Here is an 18452-nt window from a genome sequence, read left to right as displayed (position 1 = left end):
TTGCATGGAGCAATGTTGGCGGGGAGACGCGCATCGGGCCAGTTACGACTTGTTAAGCGTTGCTAAGTCGGCGCCCGGATCCGTGCCAAGCTTCGTCGGCTGGAACAAAGCGGTTTTTTTAAGATCTTTTAAGGGCGCGTACTGCGCTTCTGCGCAATGATTGGCTGTTTTTGCGTCAGTGTGCGCGACCAGCGCACCGTATTGGCCGACACTCAACCCGCGCGATGACGCTCTCGATGACCGCTCCTTACAGCCTCGCGTTCGGCCCTTTTACGCTGCAATTCCCGCAACGAGTCCTGCTCAAGGACGGGACGCCGCTGAAAATCGGCAGCCGCGCGCTCGACATTCTCGTCGTACTTGTCGAGCATGCGGGCGCGCTGGTCTCGACGCGCAATCTGTGCGACAGCGTCTGGGTGGACAACGTCGTCGAGGAAGGCGCGCTGCGCGTGCATCTGTCGGCGCTGCGCAAGGTGCTCGGCGACGGACCGGACGGTGTGCGTTACATCGTCAACGAGACCGGACGCGGCTATCGTTTCGCCGCGCCCGTTACCCGGGCCGAAGCAGCGGACCCTGCCGCACCACGGCCTCATCCGCACGCAGTGCAGCCTTCCACCGGGTCCGAAAGCGGTTCACGCAGTCTGCCGGTCACGCTCGCTCGCGTGATAGGCCGCGAGGACGTCATCGCAGGTCTGACTGACCACTTGCCCGAGCGACGCTTGCTCACCATCGCTGGCCCGGGAGGCATGGGCAAGACGACCGTGGCCGTCGCTGTCGCGCATCGCTTCGCCCAGCGCACCGGCATGCGCGCCGTGTTCGTCAATTTCGCGCCGGTCTCCGCGGCCGCGAGCGCGGCCAGTACGATCGCGTCGGCGCTAGGTGTTGCCGTCCCGAGCGGCGATCCGGTGCCCGATCTTGTCCAGGCGCTTGGGGCGTCGCCGGTGCTGCTGGTGCTGGATAACTGCGAGCATCTGATCGATGCCGTTGCCGTACTCGCCGAGCAACTGCTGCAAGGCGCGTCCGGCGTGCATTTGCTGGTCACGAGCCGCGAGCCGCTGCGCGCGGAAGGCGAATCCGTCCATCGCCTCGCCGCGTTGCCGTCGCCCGACACTGACGCAGGCGTGAGCCTCCACGACGCCGTGCAGTTCCCGGCGATCGCCCTGTTTCACGACCGCGCACGCGCCGCCAATGACCGGTTTGCGTTGAGCGAGGCGAATCTGGGCCCCGTGATCGATATTTGCCGACGGCTCGACGGTATCCCGCTCGCGATCGAGTTTGCGGCGGCGCGCGTCGGCTTGATGGACGTGCATTCGATTGCAGCGCGGCTCGACGACCGCTTCGCGCTACTCACGCAGGGCCGCCGCACGGCACTTCCGCGCCAGCAGACGCTGCGCGCGACGCTCGACTGGAGCTATGAATTGCTCCGGCCGGAGGAGCGCCAGGTGCTGCGCCGCCTCTCAGTCATGCGGGCTGCCTTCGGCATAGATGCTGCTGCGGCTGTCGCGGCCAGTGGCGACGTCGATGACCTCGCCGCCTTCGACGCCGTCACTGGCCTGATCGCCAAGTCGCTGATCGCCTGCGTAATCGACGATTCGGACCATCCCTATCGACTGCTCGACACGACGCGCCATTACGCATATATGCGACTTGAAGAGGCGGACGAACTCGATGAAGCGCGCCGCCGTCATGCGTTGTACTGCTGTGCGATCTTTGCCGACCCCGTGGCGGCGTGGGAAGGCAAGGCGCCGCGTCAGTGGCTCGCGATTCACAGCCAGCGAATCGACGACGTGCGAGCCGCTTTTGATTGGGCAGCCGGCCAGGATGGCGAGCCGAAGCTCGCGATCGACCTGCTCATCGCGACGGCGCCGCTGTGGTTCCATCTTTCGCTCCCTCACGAGTTCCTCGGGATGGCCGAGCGCGCGATCGCCGCGGCGGAAAACTCGGATCTGGCGGGTAAGGAGCAGTATATCGAGCTGCTCGCCGCGTACGGTCACGCGCTGTGGCACACGCGTGGGCCGACGGCGGACATGGCGAACGCGTTCGACGCCGCACAGGCCGCCGCGCAGCGCCTCGGCGACGACCGGCTCGCATTGCGCACGCTGTGGGGCGTGTGGGCGCATCGGACGCTCGCGGGCGCGTATGCGGAAAGCCTCGAACATGCGCGTGCGTTTCGCGCTGCCGCCGCGCGGACGGGCGATTTTGCGACGACGCAAACCGGCGAGCGGATGTGCGCGTTGTCACATCACTTCCTCGGGGACCACGATATCGCGCGGGCGCTGATCGAAGGGGTGATGGCTCGCGATAAGGACCCGGTGCGCGCGACGCACGCGAATCACGCGCAGGTCGACGCGCATATCGCTGCGATTTCCATTCTGATGCGCATTCTGTGGCTGCAAGGCGAGACCGACGCGGCGATGGCGCTCGCGCGCGACTGCGCGACGGAGGCGCTGGCGATCGATCACGATCTGACCGTCTGTTATGGGCTCGCGATCGGCTCGATCGCCGTCGCGACATGGGAAGGTGAAGTGGCGCTCGCGCGCGAATGGACCGCACGGCTTCGCGAGCGCACGCGCCGGCGCGGTCTCGCGTATTGGGACAAATGGGGCGAGGGCTTCGAGGCCATTCACGAAGGGAGACCTGTCACGCCGGACGGCGCAACCCCGATGCAACTCGAAGTGTTCGCGCGCGCTGGCGACGCAGGGAGCGCAAACGCATTGATCGAAGCTGGACGGGGGAACACGCCGTCGTGGTTACAGGTGCATTTGCAGGAGGCTGCGGCAATGCGCGGTGTGCAGACCTGAAGCGACGGTAAATCGGCTCGAAGCGTGCGTGAACGCTTTGCTGGACACGGGCTTAACGCCTCTTAGCAACGCTTAACTGTGGCTCGTGCGGGAATCCGATGAAAATTTGTTCTGTCGACGGCCAACGGTGCCGGATCGACAAGCAAGCCTTACTCATCGGAAACTGCCCCATGGATGATTTCACGTCTGCCCGTCCGCCCGGAGACGCCGCACCGGGCCTGATCAGATCCGCAGACTCGTATCCGGTCCTCGATGCGGAAACGCAATCGTTCCTCGACCATGCCACTGAGGCAGGGGTTCCGGCAGCGCGTCTGCGCGAATGGGCAAACGGCGATGCTACGGATGCGATCCACGCCGAAGAAATCGCGCTGAAAGCTGGCGCTGCGGATCCGGGCTTCACGATACGGATCGTACGACCGCCGCAGGCGGCGCCCACTCCGCTGCCCGCCGTGCTCTTCCTGCCGGGCAGCGTGAGCTTCGCGGGTGGCCAAAGCGACAACCGGCTCGCGCGCAGGATTGCCACCGACGCCGAGGCGGCCGTCGTGCTCGTCGATTACACCTCGGCACCCGCTGCGTGCTTTCAGACCCAAAACGAGCAGGCATTCACCGCGCTCGTCCATCTGCACGAGCACGCACGCGCATTGAATCTCGACGCAGGCACCCTTATCGTCGCAGGCGAAGGCACGGGCGGTCATCTCGCCGCCACCCTCGCGCTGCTCGTCAAGGCGCGCCGTGGCCCCCGTATCGCGCTTCAGGTCATGCTGTGTCCGACGCTTTCCACAAGCCCGGCGGGCGCCTCGGCAGCGAAATACGCCGACGGTCCCGGCTTGACCCCACACACCGGGCGCATGCACGCACGGACGCGCTTTTCGTCAGAAAACCTCGGCGAAATAATCGCAATGCCGCTAAACGCGAGTTACACGGACCTCGAAGACCTGCCTCCCGCGCTGATCGTCACAGCCGAAAACGATGTCGCACGTGACGACGGCGAAGCCTACGCCCGCAAGCTGATGCTCGCCGGGGTTCGCGTAAGCGCGGTTCGCTGCCTCGGCACGATTCACGATTTCACGGTACTCGACGGCCTCGCCGACACGCCGCCTACCGAGGCTGCATTGCGATTGGCATGCGGCACGATCCGCGCGACGCTACGCGGACACTGAATATGGGACAGATCGATATGTCCGTTGACTGCATTGACGAACGCCACAGCTCAACCTTCCCATCCCCTCAGGAAATCGAGTAGTAGACCGCGATGCCTGCGGTAGTCATGCAGTCGAGGTTCTGCACTGTCTTGAGGAAGCTGCGCAGGGATGCACCGTCGACAGAACTGGGACTCTCGTCGCTCGTGTATATCGCGACTCTGTTATGGATAGGCGTGCGCCTTTTTGAGCGCAGACGACGGCCGGGCCACCGCCCTCCGAAAGTCGACGCGCGCAGACGGCCATCTTCGAGCAACTGCTGCGTGCCGGTCGATCAGTCGCCGGCGCAGTCGTTCAACCCGGATGCCCCGTGAGACCATGACCGGCATCCGAGGCGTCATAATCGGGAAATAAGGCATAACGTGTCCAGGTGGACAACTTATGCTCAACGGCACAGACTTCCCCGGATAACCCTGGAAGCGAATCTGGTGGGCCCCCCGGGAGTCGAACCCGGCACCAACGAATTATGAGTTCGCTGCTCTAACCAAGCATGAGCTAGGGGCCCAGACGGTAAGCAACCGGTGCTACACGCCACCCCGGCAACGAAGCCGGGCCGGCATTGTAACAACAAAGCCGCTAAAGAGGACAAACGCCACCGGCATCACGCGGATACCGGCGGCGTTCGCAAGTGAGACGCTGGAAATCAGTTCCCTTCGAGGAACGACTTCAGCTTGTCGGAACGGCTCGGGTGACGCAGCTTGCGCAGCGCCTTGGCCTCGATCTGACGGATCCGCTCGCGGGTAACGTCGAACTGCTTGCCGACTTCCTCGAGCGTGTGATCGGTGCTCATCTCGATACCGAAGCGCATCCGCAGCACCTTCGCCTCACGCGGCGTCAGCGAATCGAGCACGTCCTTCACGACGTCGCGCATGCTGGCATGCAGCGCGGCATCCGCCGGCGCGACCGTGTTGTTGTCCTCGATGAAGTCGCCGAGATGGGAATCGTCGTCGTCACCGATCGGCGTTTCCATCGAGATCGGCTCCTTCGCGATCTTCATGATCTTGCGGATCTTGTCTTCCGGCATCTCCATCTTCTCGGCGAGCGTTGCCGGATCCGGCTCGAGACCGGTTTCCTGCAGGATCTGCCGCGAGATGCGGTTCATCTTGTTGATCGTTTCGATCATGTGAACCGGAATACGGATCGTGCGCGCCTGGTCCGCGATCGAACGCGTGATGGCCTGGCGGATCCACCACGTCGCATAGGTCGAGAACTTGTAGCCGCGACGGTATTCGAACTTGTCCACCGCCTTCATCAGGCCGATGTTGCCTTCCTGGATCAGGTCGAGGAACTGCAGGCCGCGGTTCGTGTACTTCTTCGCGATCGAGATCACGAGACGCAGGTTCGCCTCGGTCATTTCACGCTTCGCCTGACGCGCCTTCAGTTCGCCGGCCGCCATCTGGCGGTTGGTTTCCTTCAGGTCCTTCAGCGGCAGCACGACGCGCGCCTGCAGGTCGATCAGACGCTGCTGCTGCTCGCGAATCGCCGGAACGTTACGCGACAGGACCGCGCTGTACGCGTGGCCTTCGGCCGCGATCTTCTCGGCCCAGTCGAGATCCGTCTCGCTGCCGGGGAAGCGCGCGATGAATTCCGAACGCGGCATGCCGCACTTGTCGACGACGATGTGCAGGATCTGACGCTCGACCTGACGCACTTCGTCCACTTGCGCACGCAGCGTGTCGCACAGACGCTCGACGGTACGCGCGGTGAAGCGGATCGTCATCAGTTCGGTCTGGATCGTTTCCTGCGCCTTCAGGTAGGACTTCGACTTGTAGCCTTCCTTCTCGAACGCGCGGCGCATCTTGTCGAACCACTCGCTGATCTGCGAGAACTTGTCGAGCGAGGCACGCTTGAGGGCTTCGAGCTGGGCGGCATTGGCCGACGCCTGCGCGGCACCGTCGTCCTCCTCCTCTTCCTCTTCTTCCTCTTCCTCTTCGGCTTCCTCGTCCTCGTTCTCGATCGCTTCCGCTTCCTTCGCGGAGAAACCGTCCGTATCGGCGGAGTCCGAAGCATTCGGATCGAGCAGGCCGTCGACGAGCTCGTCGACGCGGATCTCTTCGTTCGCGACGCGCTCGGCCATCGCGAGGATGTCGGCGATCGTCGTCGGGCACGCGGAAATCGCCATCACCATGTGGCGCAGGCCGTCCTCGATCCGCTTCGCGATCTCGATTTCGCCTTCGCGCGTGAGCAGCTCGACCGTGCCCATCTCGCGCATGTACATCCGGACCGGATCGGTCGTGCGGCCGAATTCCGAATCGACGGTCGACAGCGCGACTTCCGCTTCTTCCTCGACTTCATCGTCCGACGACGCGGCCGGCGCGTTGTCGTTCAGGAGCAGCGTTTCCGCGTCCGGAGCCTGCTCGTAAACCGCCACGCCCATGTCGTTGAACGTGCCGATGATGCCTTCGAGGGCTTCGGTCTCGGTGAAGTTGTCCGGCAGATGGTCGTTGATTTCGGCATACGTGAGGAAGCCGCGCTCCTTGCCGAGCTTGATCAGCGCGCGCAGTTTCACGCGGCGCTCTTCGAGCTCCTCGGCCGTGCCGGGCGTGCTCGTCGCGAACGCTTCCTTCAGCAGCGCCTTTTCCTTGGCGCGACGATCGCGCACCTTGGATTTGCCCGGGGCAGCCGCGGCTGCGGGCTGCTCGTCGCTCTGATTTGCGTCGTCATCGACGGATACTTCGTTCAGCTTTTTGGTCATGGAGTTCGCCGTACCGGCTATATCGACTCGCGGCTGCTGGACGACAGCCGGTTGAACCGTAGGTGCATGAGTAGTACGTACTGCCGTTTCGTCCGCGGCGGCAGTCGTGTCCCTTGCGCTTTTCGCACTTGCCCGCTTCGCCGCCGGCTGGGCCGGCCCGGAGTCGGGTCTGGCGGCAGCCCGTGTTCTGGCTGCCGGCGCCGGCGCAGCCTGAGCAGTGCCGGCCGCGGTTTTCTTTCCTGCAGGGGCTGACGTGGCTGAAGACGTTGTCCTGGTGGAAGAAGCAGACTTGGCCGCTGTGACCTTGGTGGTCGGCTCCGTCGAGCCCTTGCCTGCTGCTTTCTTTCCGCCTGTCGTCTTTGCCATCGCGATTCTCGCCTCTGCTTAGAAAACAAACCGCTGGAAACCTTATATTATAGCACGCTGGTGCGCCCTCTCTCAGCGCCCCGGCCGCCTACAGCCCGAGCCGACGTTTCATGTCGGTTCGCTGCTGGTTCAATTCCGTCAATTCGGCCAGTTCCTCGGGTGTGAAGGTCGATTGCCGCGCCAGCCGATCGAGCCGGTCGCAGCAGGCGTCATAGCGCATCTTGAGCACCGCGGCCTGCAGTTCCTCCCCCGCGATCCGTTCCTGTTCACGTTGCCGCTCGGGCACCGTCTCGTCTTCCGGATTCTGTAACAGCAAATCGCGGACGTTTTCATCATAGTCCAGAATTTCGCGGAAGATTTCCTCGTAAGTCGCGCCGTTCGAGGAGGTCCGCAGGACATCGGACAGCAGCCGGAACTCCGCGCCGTCACCCAGCGCACGCGCATGCTCGACGACTTCGGCGAACAGCTCGCCGATCCGCGGCAGCGCGCGCAGGGTCGCAAGCTGTTCGTCGTCGAGCTGCGACGCGATCCGCGGATGCATCACGAGCGTGCGCAACGCGCGCTTTTCGCTGTCCGTCACGCGCCGCCGCTCGCTGCGCGCGGGCGCCTGGCGCGGCGGCGCCGCGATGCGCGCATCGACGTCCGACAACCCCGCGACTTCCTCGAACGGGATATCGAGACGGTCGGCGAACATGTGCATGATCTGCGCGCGCAACGCGTTCGCCGGCAGCGCCTGCAACAGCGGCTTCGCGTCGAACAGCGCCTTCGCGCGACCTTCCGGCTGATCGAGCGCCTTGCCCGCAATTGCTTCGTTCAACAGAAATTGCGACAGCGGCATCGCGCGCTCGACCTGCTCGGAGAACGCGTCCGCACCGAATTCGCGTACATAGCTGTCCGGATCGTGCTCGGCCGGCAGGAAAAGGAATCGGATCGTCCGGTTGTCCGCCGCATGCGGCAGGCACGCTTCGAGCGCGCGGCGCGCCGCGCGCCGGCCGGCCGAGTCGCCGTCGAAGCTGAAAATGACCGTGTCGGTCTGGCGCAGCAACTTCTGTACGTGGATCGGCGTGCATGCCGTGCCGAGCGTCGCGACCGCGTTCGGGAAGCCGAGCTGGGCGAGCGCGACGACGTCCATGTAGCCTTCGACGACCAGCACGTACTTGCGCTCGCGGATCGCGAGGCGCGCCTCGAACAGCCCGTACAGTTCGCTGCCCTTGTTGAACAGCGGCGTTTCCGGCGAATTCAGGTACTTCGGCTCGCCGCTGCCGAGCACGCGTCCGCCGAACCCGATCACCTGCCCCTTCACGTTGCGGATCGGGAACATGATCCGCTCGCGGAACCGGTCGTAGCGTCGCGCCACGCCCTGCGCGTCGGTTTTCTCGCTGACGATCACGAGCCCCGATTCGACGAGCGAGTCGTCGCGGTAGTCCGGGAACGCCGTTTCGAGGTTCTGCCAGCCGTCCGGCGCATAGCCGAGCCCGAAGCGCGCGGCGATCTCGCCGGTCAGGCCCCGGTTCTTCAGGTACTGGATCGCGACGGTCGCGCCACGCAGTTGCTTGCGGTAGTAGTCGCACGCGGCGGACATCACGTCGGACAGCGCGGTCGCGACCGATTTCGACACGGGCGCCGGATAGTCGCCGCCGCCCCCACCGCCGCCGCGCATCGACGGCTCGTGCGGCACGGTCAGCCCGACCGACTGCGCGAGCTCCTGCACGGCTTCCGGGAACGTGAGCCCCGCATGCTCCATCAGGAAGCCGATCGCCGTGCCGTGCGCGCCGCAGCCGAAGCAGTGATAGAACTGCTTGGTCGGGCTGACGGTAAACGACGGGCTCTTCTCGTTATGGAACGGGCACAACCCCATGAAGTTGGCGCCGCCCTTCTTGAGCTGCACGTACCGGCCCACCACGTCGACGATATCGACGCGGTTCAGCAAATCCTGCAGGAACGAATGCGGAATCACCGTGGGATCGAGCGAAAAAAGACAATACGACGCCCCGGCGCACGCGCATGCGACGCGCCGGGAAGCGGGTTTTACTTCGACAGCGCGGCCTTGACCTGCGCGGAAACGGCCGTCATGTCGGCGCGGCCGGCGAGCTTGCCCTTCAGCACGCCCATCACCTTGCCCATGTCCTGCGGGCCGGCTGCGCCGGTTGCCACGACCGCGGCCTGGACTTCGGCAGCCACTTCGGCGTCCGACAGCTGCGCGGGCATGTAGGCGCCCAGCACCGTCAGTTCGGCCTGCTCCTTCGCGACGAGATCGTCGCGGCCGGCGGCCTCGAACTGGCTGATCGAGTCCTTGCGCTGCTTGATCATCTTGTCGATCACCGCGGTGATGCCCGCGTCGTCGAGGGTCACCCGATCATCGACCTCGCGCTGCTTGATCGCGGCCATCAGCAGGCGAATCGTCGCCAGACGCTCGCTTTCCTTCGCGCGCATCGCGGCCTTCATGTCTTCGCTGATCTGCTCTTTCAAACTCATCTTGCACCCGGGATGGAAACGTGACTTCGACGCCCGCGAACGGGCGTCAACACAAAAACCCGCTTGGGACTAAGTCTCAAGCGGGTTGCTCGAATCCGGCATCGGCGACTCGCGGCCCCGGAACGAGGCCGATCGGGCGGAGGTCGCCGGTGCGCCGCTCAGCGAACCGCGCGGCGCTCAATCGTTCAGTACAGCTTCTTCGGCAGCGTCTGGCTGCGAATCCGCTTGTAATGACGCTTCACCGCAGCAGCCTTCTTGCGCTTGCGCTCGGCGGTCGGCTTTTCGTAGAACTCCCGCGCACGAAGCTCGGTCAGCAGACCGTTCTTCTCGATCGTGCGCTTGAAGCGACGCATGGCGACTTCGAACGGCTCGTTTTCTTTAACGCGAATGATCGTCATGATCCGACACGAATAAAGGTTTGCAGGGAAGACTTACGAGTATAGCAGAGCGTCGTGCAAAGACATAAGGGCCGGGTCCCGTCAACGGCAGGGCGCGCAGCCGTGTCAGGCGCCGCGCGAGAACTCCGCCGCAGCCTGCCCGGCCGCCGTGCCGGACGCCCATGCCCACTGGAAGTTGTAGCCGCCGAGCCAGCCCGTCACGTCCACCGCCTCGCCGATGAAGAACAGCCCCGGCACCCGCGCGCTCATCATCGTCGCCGACGACAGTTCGCGCGTATCGACGCCCCCTTTCGTCACCTCGGCCTTCTTGTAGCCCTCGGTGCCGTTCGGCGTCAGCGTCCAGCCGGACAGCGCGTCGCCGATCTGGCGCAGCGTCTTGTCGGGCAGGTCCGCGAGCCGCGCGTCGGCCGCGACGCGGTGCGTGTCGAGCCAGACGTGGGCGAGGCGCGACGGCACCCAGTCCGCGAGCAGCGAGCCGATCTGCCGCTTCGACGTGCGCTTCGCGTCGAGCAGGTCGGCCACCGCGTCGCGCTGCGGCAGCAGGTCGATACGGATCGGGTCGCCGGAGTGCCAGTAGCTGGAGATCTGCAGGATGCCCGGGCCCGACAGGCCGCGATGGGTCAGCAGCAGGTCCTCGACGAATTCGCCGCCGCGCTTCTTGTCGCCGGTCGACACGCGCACTTCGAGCGACACGCCGGACAGCGCCGCGAACGGCTCCCAGTCCTGCGACGCAAAGGTGAGCGGCACGAGCGCGGGCCGCGTATCGACGAGCTTGTGGCCGAACTGCTTCGCGAGCCGGTAGCCGAAGTCGGTGGCACCGATCTTCGGGATCGACAGGCCGCCGGTGGCGACGATCAGCGCGCGTGCGCGGATCGGCCCCGCCTGCTGCGTGTCGAGCGTGAAGCCGTCGGACGGCGCGTGGCGCACCGCGTCGACGACCACCGGCCGGCGCCAGGCGATGCCGCCCGCGTCGCATTCATGCTTCAGCACGTCGATGACCGCGTCGCTGCCGTGATCGCAAAAGAGCTGCCCCTTGTGCTTTTCGTGCCAGGTCACGTGGTGGCGCTTGAGCAGCCCGAGGAAGTCGCGCGGCGTGTAGCGCGCAAGCGCCGAGCGCGCGAAATGCGGATTCGACGACAGGTAGTTGTCGGGGCCCGCATGGAGGTTCGTGAAGTTGCAGCGGCCGCCGCCCGAGATGCGGATTTTCTCGGCGAGCCGCGGCGCATGGTCGATCAGCACCACGCGGCGGCCGAGTTGCCCGGCGACCGCGGCGCTCATCATCCCGGCGGCGCCCGCGCCGATCACGGCGATGTCGTAAGTTTCCATGGCGCGGTTTGTTCAGGAACTTTGCATAGGCTAGGAATTATGCATATTTATCAGCCACTTAGAGGTAGGCGACTGATGAATATCTTGAGGAAGGGCGAATGATACATGCGACGGCGGAGAACGCAACGCTTGGATGGTGGCGCAGCCTCGATTCGCAGGTGGCGCTCGCAACCGTGAATCGACAGCCCCATCCTTGCTGGTCGGCAGGAGAACCTGAATGCGGCTGATCTCATCCACCAGCGAACTTCCTCGTCAGCAGCCGGCCCGATCCCGGGTTCCCGATCCTGCCTTGGGACAACATGGACGGTTGCCGTCCAGAGACACTCTCGGATTCGGTTCGGACGATGCGCTTGTGCTCTTTCCATTGACCACACGGTGTTTGATTGCTTTTAGTGGAAGTCAAGGTCGCATTGGAACTGGCTCCGCACAGCCTGGGCAGGTTCAGCGAGTCGATGAGGTCACTTGTGAAGCTGCGAGGCGCTTACGAACATTCACTTGCCCCTGCAGATCGATCGTCCCAATCGATGAATGAGGTGACATTTGGCCAAACCGACGCTTATGGATTTCGACTGCCCGATCAAGTCGCGGCGCGGCTCGCTCCTGAGTTGGCTGCTGAGGTCATCCTGGCGATCACGGTCCCACGTCGATGCGGCCATAGAGACCATCCGCTTCGTCGTTCGTGCCGGCCGCGAAGAACAGCGTATTAGTGGGCTGACTGTTGAGCCCATTCCCGAATGCGATGCCCCACAGTCCAGCCTCGACGATTGCGCTGCCGTCAGCGTGCTCAAGGGTCCCGAGCATGGTCCCGGAAGTCGCATCGAACGCGTGGATCATGCCATCGCCAAAGTTGCCGATCAGGACGGCGTTGCTGAAGCGTCCAAAATTCGCGGGAGCCAGTGCCATACCCCACGGCGCATTCAGTGACCCACCGGTAGCGAAGCGCTGCAGGAATTGTCCCGACGGACTGAACACATCTATCACGCCGAAGCCTGCGCCCTTGACGTCATCATGTGCTGCCGCATCCTGCTTCGCGTAGGCGACGAACAGTTTCGAGCCGAGCGCCTGGATGCCGAATGGCGCGAATCCCGCAGGTAAAGCGGGATCCTGAAACGCGCCGACTGGCGTGACTTTGGCGAAGGTCCGATCGAACACGTCGATCCGGTTGTTGTGGAAGTCCGTCGCGTACAGGAAATTCGCCCCGTTGTTACTGGCAATCGCGAGCCCCTTGTAGACGGCGGCGCCGCCGCTGTCGAACACGGTGATTGCCGACGTCGGGTTGACCGCGGGCGACCATGCGGTCATGGTCCCGCCCTCGCCAACGAAAATGAACGCTGCAGGCCCCGATTTGGCGCCCTGGGTCACCATGAAGTCATTCGTGCCATTGAACACGATCCCGGTCGGATCGGGGTCGCCGCTCGTGCCCGGCGGGATCGTCACGACGAGCGATTGCGGCACGCCGTTGCCATCGTAGAGCGTCGCGTGCTGCGTGCCGTTATCCGCGACCCAGACGAAGCCCTTGGGATTGAAGGCAATGCCCCATGGATTCTTCAGGTTGGCATCCACGTGCGCAGCCGGAACAGCGCCGTCGGAGACCAGCGCACTGACCGCGTACTGTCTCTCGTGAGACGAACCGCCGCCACACGCCACGACGCTCGCCAGCACGACAGCCGACAACGCAGCACCGAACGCCGCATGGATCTGTTTCATGATGGAACTCCGAACGTGGAAGAGCAGCTAGTAAACGAATCGGCAACCTCGTTTATTCCGCCCGTCTCGTCCGCGCATCATGAATTTTCGAAGCATGGTCATCGAAGCGGGCGAACTCGCTCCGATCGATGTCGATCCATAGTTGTCGGCGGAAGCCGAACGCCGATGCACGTAAGTCTCCGCATATCGACACGTGTCGTTGACGGCCATTGTTCTAGCAAGCCCGCGTTGCAATTCACGGTGCCACGACAAGCACTGTGTGCATGCCGGATTCATAGTGCCCCGGCTTGTTGCAGATCAGCACGTAGTGGCCGGGTGCGAGCTTGAATGACACACGCTTGCTCCTGCCGGGCGCGATATCTTCGACTTCCCCGATTTTCGTCAGCCTGTGCTCCATTACCTCTCCTTTTCTGACAGGGAGCGCATCGTCAGACAGATCCGTCTTGAGCACGACGAGCTCATGTTCCATGTTGTTGTCAGCGGCATTTTTGACATCAAGCGTGACCCGACCAGACTTCACGGTATGCGTCTTGAGCTGAATCGAGTTGGATAGCAATGTCGCGTCGACTGTATGCTGCGCCCAGCTTGCCTGCGGCGTCACACCAAGGACGACCGCGCCCGCGACGACGATGACTCTGCAAATGGCATACATGGCTCCCTCCATAGACATTGAAGCATCGCGTCTGCCGCGAGTTGAGCGACTGCCGTGCGCTATTCATCGAGCGCGCATGCCCCCCCTGCCTGTGTGACGGCATGAACGTTCTCGGGGGCGCGCGATACCTAAACGTACGCATCGGGGCACTTATTCCCGGAGCCGCGCAGGGGCGGCGCCGTCCATTCTCGCCGCGTTCATCACGGTACTGGCCATCGTCTTTCTGCAATGGTCGTTCCGTGCAACGCAGGTGCGTAACCGCCAACTCGCACATGTTGGCTGGCTCCATGCAGCCTTTGCCGCGATGCTGTTCGCCATCTGACGAAATCGGCGGCGGCATCGACGCGTGAAGATCGATGCCGTCGCGCAAGTGTCCGACAACTCGCTTCAGCTCGATTTCACCGGAAACGCGTTGCATCGGCCGTCACCCTGGCCGTCGTGTGCCGGCTGTGCATTCGCGCGACTCATACGTCTTCCCCGGTACAGGGAGGCGATCTGGAACATGGCCTACTCCGAGCCTCCACGAGAACGCGGCCGAGAGTCTTGACGTCTGTCGCCACAGAGCCATCCGTCGTCGACCGGCGCGGATTGGAACCGCGTTGAAGCGACTCAGCATCCTGTTCGACATGTGAACCGACCCCACGAAGGTTACAGAAGCGTTGAACCTGCCCGGCCTGCGGCCCGGGCCGCGCAAAGCGGCGATCGACCCTCGCCTGCTATAATTTGCGGTTACGTCTACCTTCCTGCGGCGCGCTCGATGCAGCGCGCCCCGCCCTGACCCATGCTCGTTCTCGGCATCGAAAGCTCCTGCGACGAAACCGGCCTCGCGCTCTACGACACGCAGCGCGGCCTGCTCGCGCACGCGCTCCATTCGCAGATCGCGATGCACCGTGAATACGGCGGCGTCGTGCCCGAGCTCGCGTCGCGCGACCACATCCGCCGCGCGCTGCCGCTACTCGAGGAAGTCATGGCGCAAAGCGGCACGCGCCGCGACGACATCGACGCGATCGCATTCACGCAAGGCCCCGGCCTCGCCGGCGCGCTGCTGGTCGGCGCAAGCATCGCGAATGCGCTCGCGCTCGCATGGAACAAGCCGACCGTCGGCATCCATCACCTCGAAGGCCACCTGCTGTCGCCGCTGCTCGTCGACGAGCCGCCGCCGTTCCCGTTCATCGCGCTGCTGGTGTCGGGCGGCCACACGCAACTGATGCGCGTGACCGACGTCGGCGTGTACGAGACGCTCGGCGAGACGCTCGACGACGCGGCCGGCGAAGCGTTCGACAAGACGGCGAAGCTGATCGGCCTCGGCTACCCGGGCGGCCCGGAAGTGTCGAAGCTCGCGGAAACGGGCACGCCGGGCGCGGTCGTGCTGCCGCGCCCGATGCTGCATTCGGGCGATCTCGACTTCAGCTTCAGCGGCCTGAAGACGGCCGTGCTCACGCAGATGAAGAAGTTCGAAGCGGCGAAGCTGGAGGGCGTTGCGCTCGAGCGCGCGAAGGCCGATCTCGCGCGCGGCTTCGTCGACGCAGCCGTCGACGTGCTCGTCGCGAAATCGCTCGCCGCGCTCAAGAAGACGAAGCTCAAGCGCCTCGTGGTCGCGGGCGGCGTCGGTGCGAACCGCCAGTTGCGCGCGGCGCTGTCGGCCGCCGCGGCCAAGCGCGGCTTCGACGTGCACTACCCCGATCTCGCGCTCTGCACCGACAACGGCGCAATGATCGCGCTCGCCGGCGCACTGCGGCTCGGCCGCTGGCCCGAGCAGGCGAATGCGGACTACGCGTTCACGGTGAAGCCACGCTGGGATCTCGCGTCGCTCGCACGCTGAGTCGCGCGGCACGGCGCTGCGCAACGTCGCTCGCACCTGCACGCGCCGGACGGAAAACAAGAAGGCCGCTCGATTCGAGCGGCCTTTTTCATTGCCGCGGCAATTCGACGCAGCGCCGCAGCGATGCGACGTTACGCAGCGTGTCGCTTGTCGCGCTCGATCAGCGCATACGCGCTGTGATTGTGGATCGATTCGAAGTTCTCGGCTTCGAGCACGTAGGCGATCACGCGCTCGTCCGCGTCGAGACGCTGCGCGACGTCGCGCACCAGATCCTCGACGAACTTCGGGTTTTCGTACGCGCGCTCCGTCACGAACTTCTCGTCCGGACGCTTCAGCAAGCCCCACAGCTCGCACGACGCCTCTTCTTCCGCGATGCGGATCAGCGCCTCGACCGGTAGGTCGGCTGCGAGTTCGGCGTCGATCGTCACGTGCGAGCGCTGGTTGTGCGCGCCGTACTGCGAAATCTTCTTTGAACACGGGCACAGGCTCGTCACCGGCACGAGCACCTTCAGGAACAGGCGCGTTTCGCCGTCGCGGCATTCGCCCGCGAGCGTCACTTCGTAGTCGAGCAGGCTCTGCACGCCCGACACCGGCGCCGTCTTGTTCACGAAGTACGGGAACGTGACCTCGATGCGGCCGGCCTCGGCTTCCAGCTTCTCCAGCATCGACGCGAGCATCGCGCGGAAGCGCTCGACCGTCAGCGGCGCACGGTTCTCTTCGAGCAGCGCGACGAAGCGCGACATGTGCGTGCCCTTCTGATCGGCAGGCAGGCGCACGTCGAGATTCCAGACGCCGACGCTCGGCTGCACGTCGCCGCTCTCGGTGCACACCGTCAACGGATGCCGGACCGCCTTCACGCCCACGCGCTGAATCGGAATCTGGCGGGTATCCACCGTGCTCTGCACGTCGGGCATCACGAAGGCGGGATTCATCTGGTTCATCTTGTTCAATCCTTGTAAGCCGCGCGTTCGACGACGCGCACGCCGCGTCACGCGGCAGCCGGAAAAGCAACATGGGCCCGCAGGCCCATGTTTTCCGCATCAATGTAGACCGATTGCGCCAGTCGCACCGACGCCGCCCGCAGGCGGCGCCAGCTTATGCGACGCGCTTCGCCTGATCGGCGACATCGGCCGCCGGGCTCAGGAAGCGTTCGCGAATCGATTTTGCGATGCCCGCGCCGTCGAGGCCGCATTGCGACAGCAGCTTCGCGGGATCGCCATGATCGATGAACTGGTCAGGGAGGCCCAATTGTATTACGGGTCGGATAACCCCACTCTCCATCAGGGCTTCGACGCAGGCCGAGCCCGCACCGCCCATCACGCAGCCTTCCTCGACCGTGACGAGGTAATCGTGCGTCTCGGCGAGTTCACGCACGAGCGCCGCATCGACCGGCTTCACGAAACGCATGTTCGCGACCGTGGCGTCGAGCTCCTCGCCCGCCGCGAGCGACGGCGCGACCATCGTGCCGAACGCGAGGATCGCGACGCGCTTGCCTTCCGGCTGCGACGTACGGCGACGCACTTCACCCTTGCCGAGCGGGATCTCGGTGAATTCCTTCACCGTCGGCACGCCGGTGCCCGCGCCGCGCGGATAGCGCACCGCGGTCGGGTTCGGCTGCTGCAGCGCCGTGTGCAGCATCTGGCGGCACTCGTCCTCGTCGGACGCGGCCATGATCGTCATGTTCGGGATGCAGCGCATGAACGCGAGATCGTATGCGCCCGCATGCGTCGCGCCGTCGGCGCCGACGAGGCCCGCGCGGTCGATCGCGAACACGACCGGCAGGTTCTGCAGCGCGACGTCGTGGATCAGCTGGTCGTACGCACGCTGCAGGAACGTCGAGTAGATCGCGACGACGGGCTTCAGCCCTTCGGTCGCGAGACCACCCGCGAACGTCACCGCGTGCTGCTCGGCGATGCCGACGTCGTAGTAGCGATCCTTGAAACGCTTCTCGAACTCGACCATGCCCGAGCCTTCGCGCATCGCGGGCGTGATGCCGACGACGCGCGTATCGCGCTCGGCTTCATCGCACAGCCATTCGCCGAATACTTGCGTATAAGTCTTTTTCGCGGGCGTGGCCGACGGCTTGATGCCTTCCGCCGGGTTGAACTTGCCGGGGCCGTGATAGAGCACGGGATCCGCTTCGGCGAGCTTGTAGCCCTGGCCTTTCTTCGTCACCACGTGCAGGAATTGCGGGCCGCGCAGTTCGCGGATGTTCTGCAGCGTCGGGATCAGCGAATCGAGATCGTGACCGTCGATCGGGCCGATGTAGTTGAAGCCGAACTCCTCGAACAGCGTGGCCGGCACGACCATGCCCTTCGCGTGCTCCTCGAGCTTGCGCGCGAGTTCGAGCACCGGCGGCGCCACGCTCAGCACGCGCTCGACGCCCGCACGCGCGGCCGCGTAGAAGCGGCCTGACATCAGGCGCGCGAGATGGCGGTTCAGCGCGCCGACCGGCGGCGAAATCGACATGTCGTTGTCGTTGAGGATCACGAGCAGCTTCGCATCCTCCGACACGCCCGCGTTGTTCATCGCCTCGAACGCCATGCCGGCCGTCATTGCGCCGTCGCCGATCACCGCGATCGAGAAGCGGTCGTCGCCGTTCAGCTGGCTGCCGATCGCCATCCCGAGCGCCGCCGAGATCGACGTGCTCGAGTGCGCGGTGCCGAACGTGTCGTATTCCGACTCGCTGCGGCGCGGGAAACCCGAGATGCCGTCGTACTGGCGCAGCGAATGCATCTGGTCGCGGCGGCCCGTCAGGATCTTGTGCGGGTAGGTCTGGTGACCCACGTCCCAGACGATCCGGTCGTTCGGCGTGTTGAACACGTAGTGCAACGCGATCGTCAGCTCGACCGTCCCGAGGTTGGACGACAGATGGCCGCCCGTCTTCGACACGCTGTCGAGCACGAACGCGCGCAGTTCATCCGCGAGCGGTTGGAGTTGGCGACGATCGAGGCGGCGCAGATCCGCCGGGTCGTCGATGGTTTTCAGCAAGTCGTACATCGTCGTTCCATTGT

General features: G+C 64.6%; 12 protein-coding genes and 1 tRNA gene. 3 read left to right on the top strand and 10 right to left on the bottom strand.

Features of this window, described 5'->3' with window-relative positions:
- Positions 1-224 precede the first annotated feature (224 nt).
- Positions 225-2798: an ATP-binding protein gene (locus tag PL79_RS05520; RefSeq protein WP_235879203.1), complete on the top strand. Its 2574-nt coding sequence runs from the start codon at positions 225-227 to the stop codon at positions 2796-2798.
- 170 nt (positions 2799-2968) lie between these two features.
- The gene (locus PL79_RS05515; RefSeq protein WP_044845280.1) at positions 2969-3958 is read left to right on the top strand and encodes an alpha/beta hydrolase fold domain-containing protein; all 990 of its coding nucleotides are present in this window, start codon (positions 2969-2971) and stop codon (positions 3956-3958) included.
- Positions 3959-4423: 465 nt separating this feature from the next.
- Here PL79_RS05515 and PL79_RS05510 read toward each other — a convergent pair.
- The 8 genes from PL79_RS05510 to PL79_RS05475 form a co-directional block, all read right to left on the bottom strand.
- Positions 4424-4502, bottom strand: a tRNA-Ile gene (locus PL79_RS05510).
- Positions 4503-4640: 138 nt separating this feature from the next.
- Positions 4641-7058, bottom strand: coding sequence for an RNA polymerase sigma factor RpoD (gene rpoD / locus PL79_RS05505; protein WP_082088531.1), 2418 nt, complete (start codon positions 7056-7058; stop codon positions 4641-4643).
- 88 nt (positions 7059-7146) lie between these two features.
- On the bottom strand, positions 7147-9015 hold the full coding sequence (dnaG, locus tag PL79_RS05500; protein WP_044845278.1) for a DNA primase: 1869 nt from the start codon (positions 9013-9015) through the stop codon (positions 7147-7149).
- A 71-nt stretch (positions 9016-9086) separates the two neighbouring features.
- The gene (locus tag PL79_RS05495) at positions 9087-9533 is read right to left on the bottom strand and encodes a GatB/YqeY domain-containing protein (RefSeq protein WP_044845277.1); all 447 of its coding nucleotides are present in this window, start codon (positions 9531-9533) and stop codon (positions 9087-9089) included.
- Positions 9534-9718: 185 nt separating this feature from the next.
- Positions 9719-9931 (bottom strand): 30S ribosomal protein S21, encoded by a 213-nt coding sequence (gene rpsU / locus PL79_RS05490; protein WP_006479415.1) that lies wholly within the window; start codon positions 9929-9931, stop codon positions 9719-9721.
- 105 nt (positions 9932-10036) lie between these two features.
- A complete protein-coding gene (locus PL79_RS05485) occupies positions 10037-11257 on the bottom strand; it encodes an NAD(P)/FAD-dependent oxidoreductase (RefSeq protein WP_044845276.1) in 1221 nt (406 codons plus the stop codon).
- 630 nt (positions 11258-11887) lie between these two features.
- Positions 11888-12964: a TIGR03118 family protein gene (locus tag PL79_RS05480; protein ID WP_044845275.1), complete on the bottom strand. Its 1077-nt coding sequence runs from the start codon at positions 12962-12964 to the stop codon at positions 11888-11890.
- A gap of 235 nt (positions 12965-13199) precedes the next feature.
- Positions 13200-13616: a sulfocyanin-like copper-binding protein gene (locus PL79_RS05475; protein WP_044845317.1), complete on the bottom strand. Its 417-nt coding sequence runs from the start codon at positions 13614-13616 to the stop codon at positions 13200-13202.
- Positions 13617-14397: 781 nt separating this feature from the next.
- Between PL79_RS05475 and tsaD the strand changes: the two genes are divergently transcribed.
- Positions 14398-15438: a tRNA (adenosine(37)-N6)-threonylcarbamoyltransferase complex transferase subunit TsaD gene (tsaD, locus tag PL79_RS05470; protein WP_044845274.1), complete on the top strand. Its 1041-nt coding sequence runs from the start codon at positions 14398-14400 to the stop codon at positions 15436-15438.
- A gap of 131 nt (positions 15439-15569) precedes the next feature.
- On the opposite strand, the gene folE2 is transcribed toward tsaD, so the two are convergent.
- Positions 15570-16379 (bottom strand): GTP cyclohydrolase FolE2, encoded by an 810-nt coding sequence (folE2, locus tag PL79_RS05465; RefSeq protein WP_044845273.1) that lies wholly within the window; start codon positions 16377-16379, stop codon positions 15570-15572.
- A 154-nt stretch (positions 16380-16533) separates the two neighbouring features.
- Entirely contained in the window at positions 16534-18438 is a 1905-nt protein-coding gene (gene dxs, locus PL79_RS05460) for a 1-deoxy-D-xylulose-5-phosphate synthase (RefSeq protein WP_044845272.1), read from the bottom strand.
- Positions 18439-18452 lie beyond the last annotated feature (14 nt).

This window comes from Burkholderia sp. USMB20 (genome assembly GCF_000949135.2).
Taxonomy (GTDB): Bacteria; Pseudomonadota; Gammaproteobacteria; order Burkholderiales; family Burkholderiaceae; genus Burkholderia.
The sequence above is the reverse complement of the archived record's forward strand: the minus strand, read 5'-3'. Positions and strand labels throughout refer to the sequence as shown.

What these genes read in the sequence shown, in the direction of transcription:
- PL79_RS05520 (WP_235879203.1), top strand. Translation starts at nt 225, where the DNA reads ATGACGCTCTCGATGACCGCTCCTTACAGCCTCGCGTTCGGCCCTTTT.
- PL79_RS05515 (WP_044845280.1), top strand. Translation starts at nt 2,969, where the DNA reads ATGGATGATTTCACGTCTGCCCGTCCGCCCGGAGACGCCGCACCGGGC.
- rpoD (WP_082088531.1), bottom strand. Translation starts at nt 7,058, where the DNA reads ATGGCAAAGACGACAGGCGGAAAGAAAGCAGCAGGCAAGGGCTCGACG.
- PL79_RS05495 (WP_044845277.1), bottom strand. Translation starts at nt 9,533, where the DNA reads ATGAGTTTGAAAGAGCAGATCAGCGAAGACATGAAGGCCGCGATGCGC.
- rpsU (WP_006479415.1), bottom strand. Translation starts at nt 9,931, where the DNA reads ATGACGATCATTCGCGTTAAAGAAAACGAGCCGTTCGAAGTCGCCATG.
- PL79_RS05485 (WP_044845276.1), bottom strand. Translation starts at nt 11,257, where the DNA reads ATGGAAACTTACGACATCGCCGTGATCGGCGCGGGCGCCGCCGGGATG.
- PL79_RS05480 (WP_044845275.1), bottom strand. Translation starts at nt 12,964, where the DNA reads ATGAAACAGATCCATGCGGCGTTCGGTGCTGCGTTGTCGGCTGTCGTG.
- PL79_RS05475 (WP_044845317.1), bottom strand. Translation starts at nt 13,616, where the DNA reads ATGTATGCCATTTGCAGAGTCATCGTCGTCGCGGGCGCGGTCGTCCTT.
- tsaD (WP_044845274.1), top strand. Translation starts at nt 14,398, where the DNA reads ATGCTCGTTCTCGGCATCGAAAGCTCCTGCGACGAAACCGGCCTCGCG.
- folE2 (WP_044845273.1), bottom strand. Translation starts at nt 16,379, where the DNA reads ATGAACCAGATGAATCCCGCCTTCGTGATGCCCGACGTGCAGAGCACG.
- dxs (WP_044845272.1), bottom strand. Translation starts at nt 18,438, where the DNA reads ATGTACGACTTGCTGAAAACCATCGACGACCCGGCGGATCTGCGCCGC.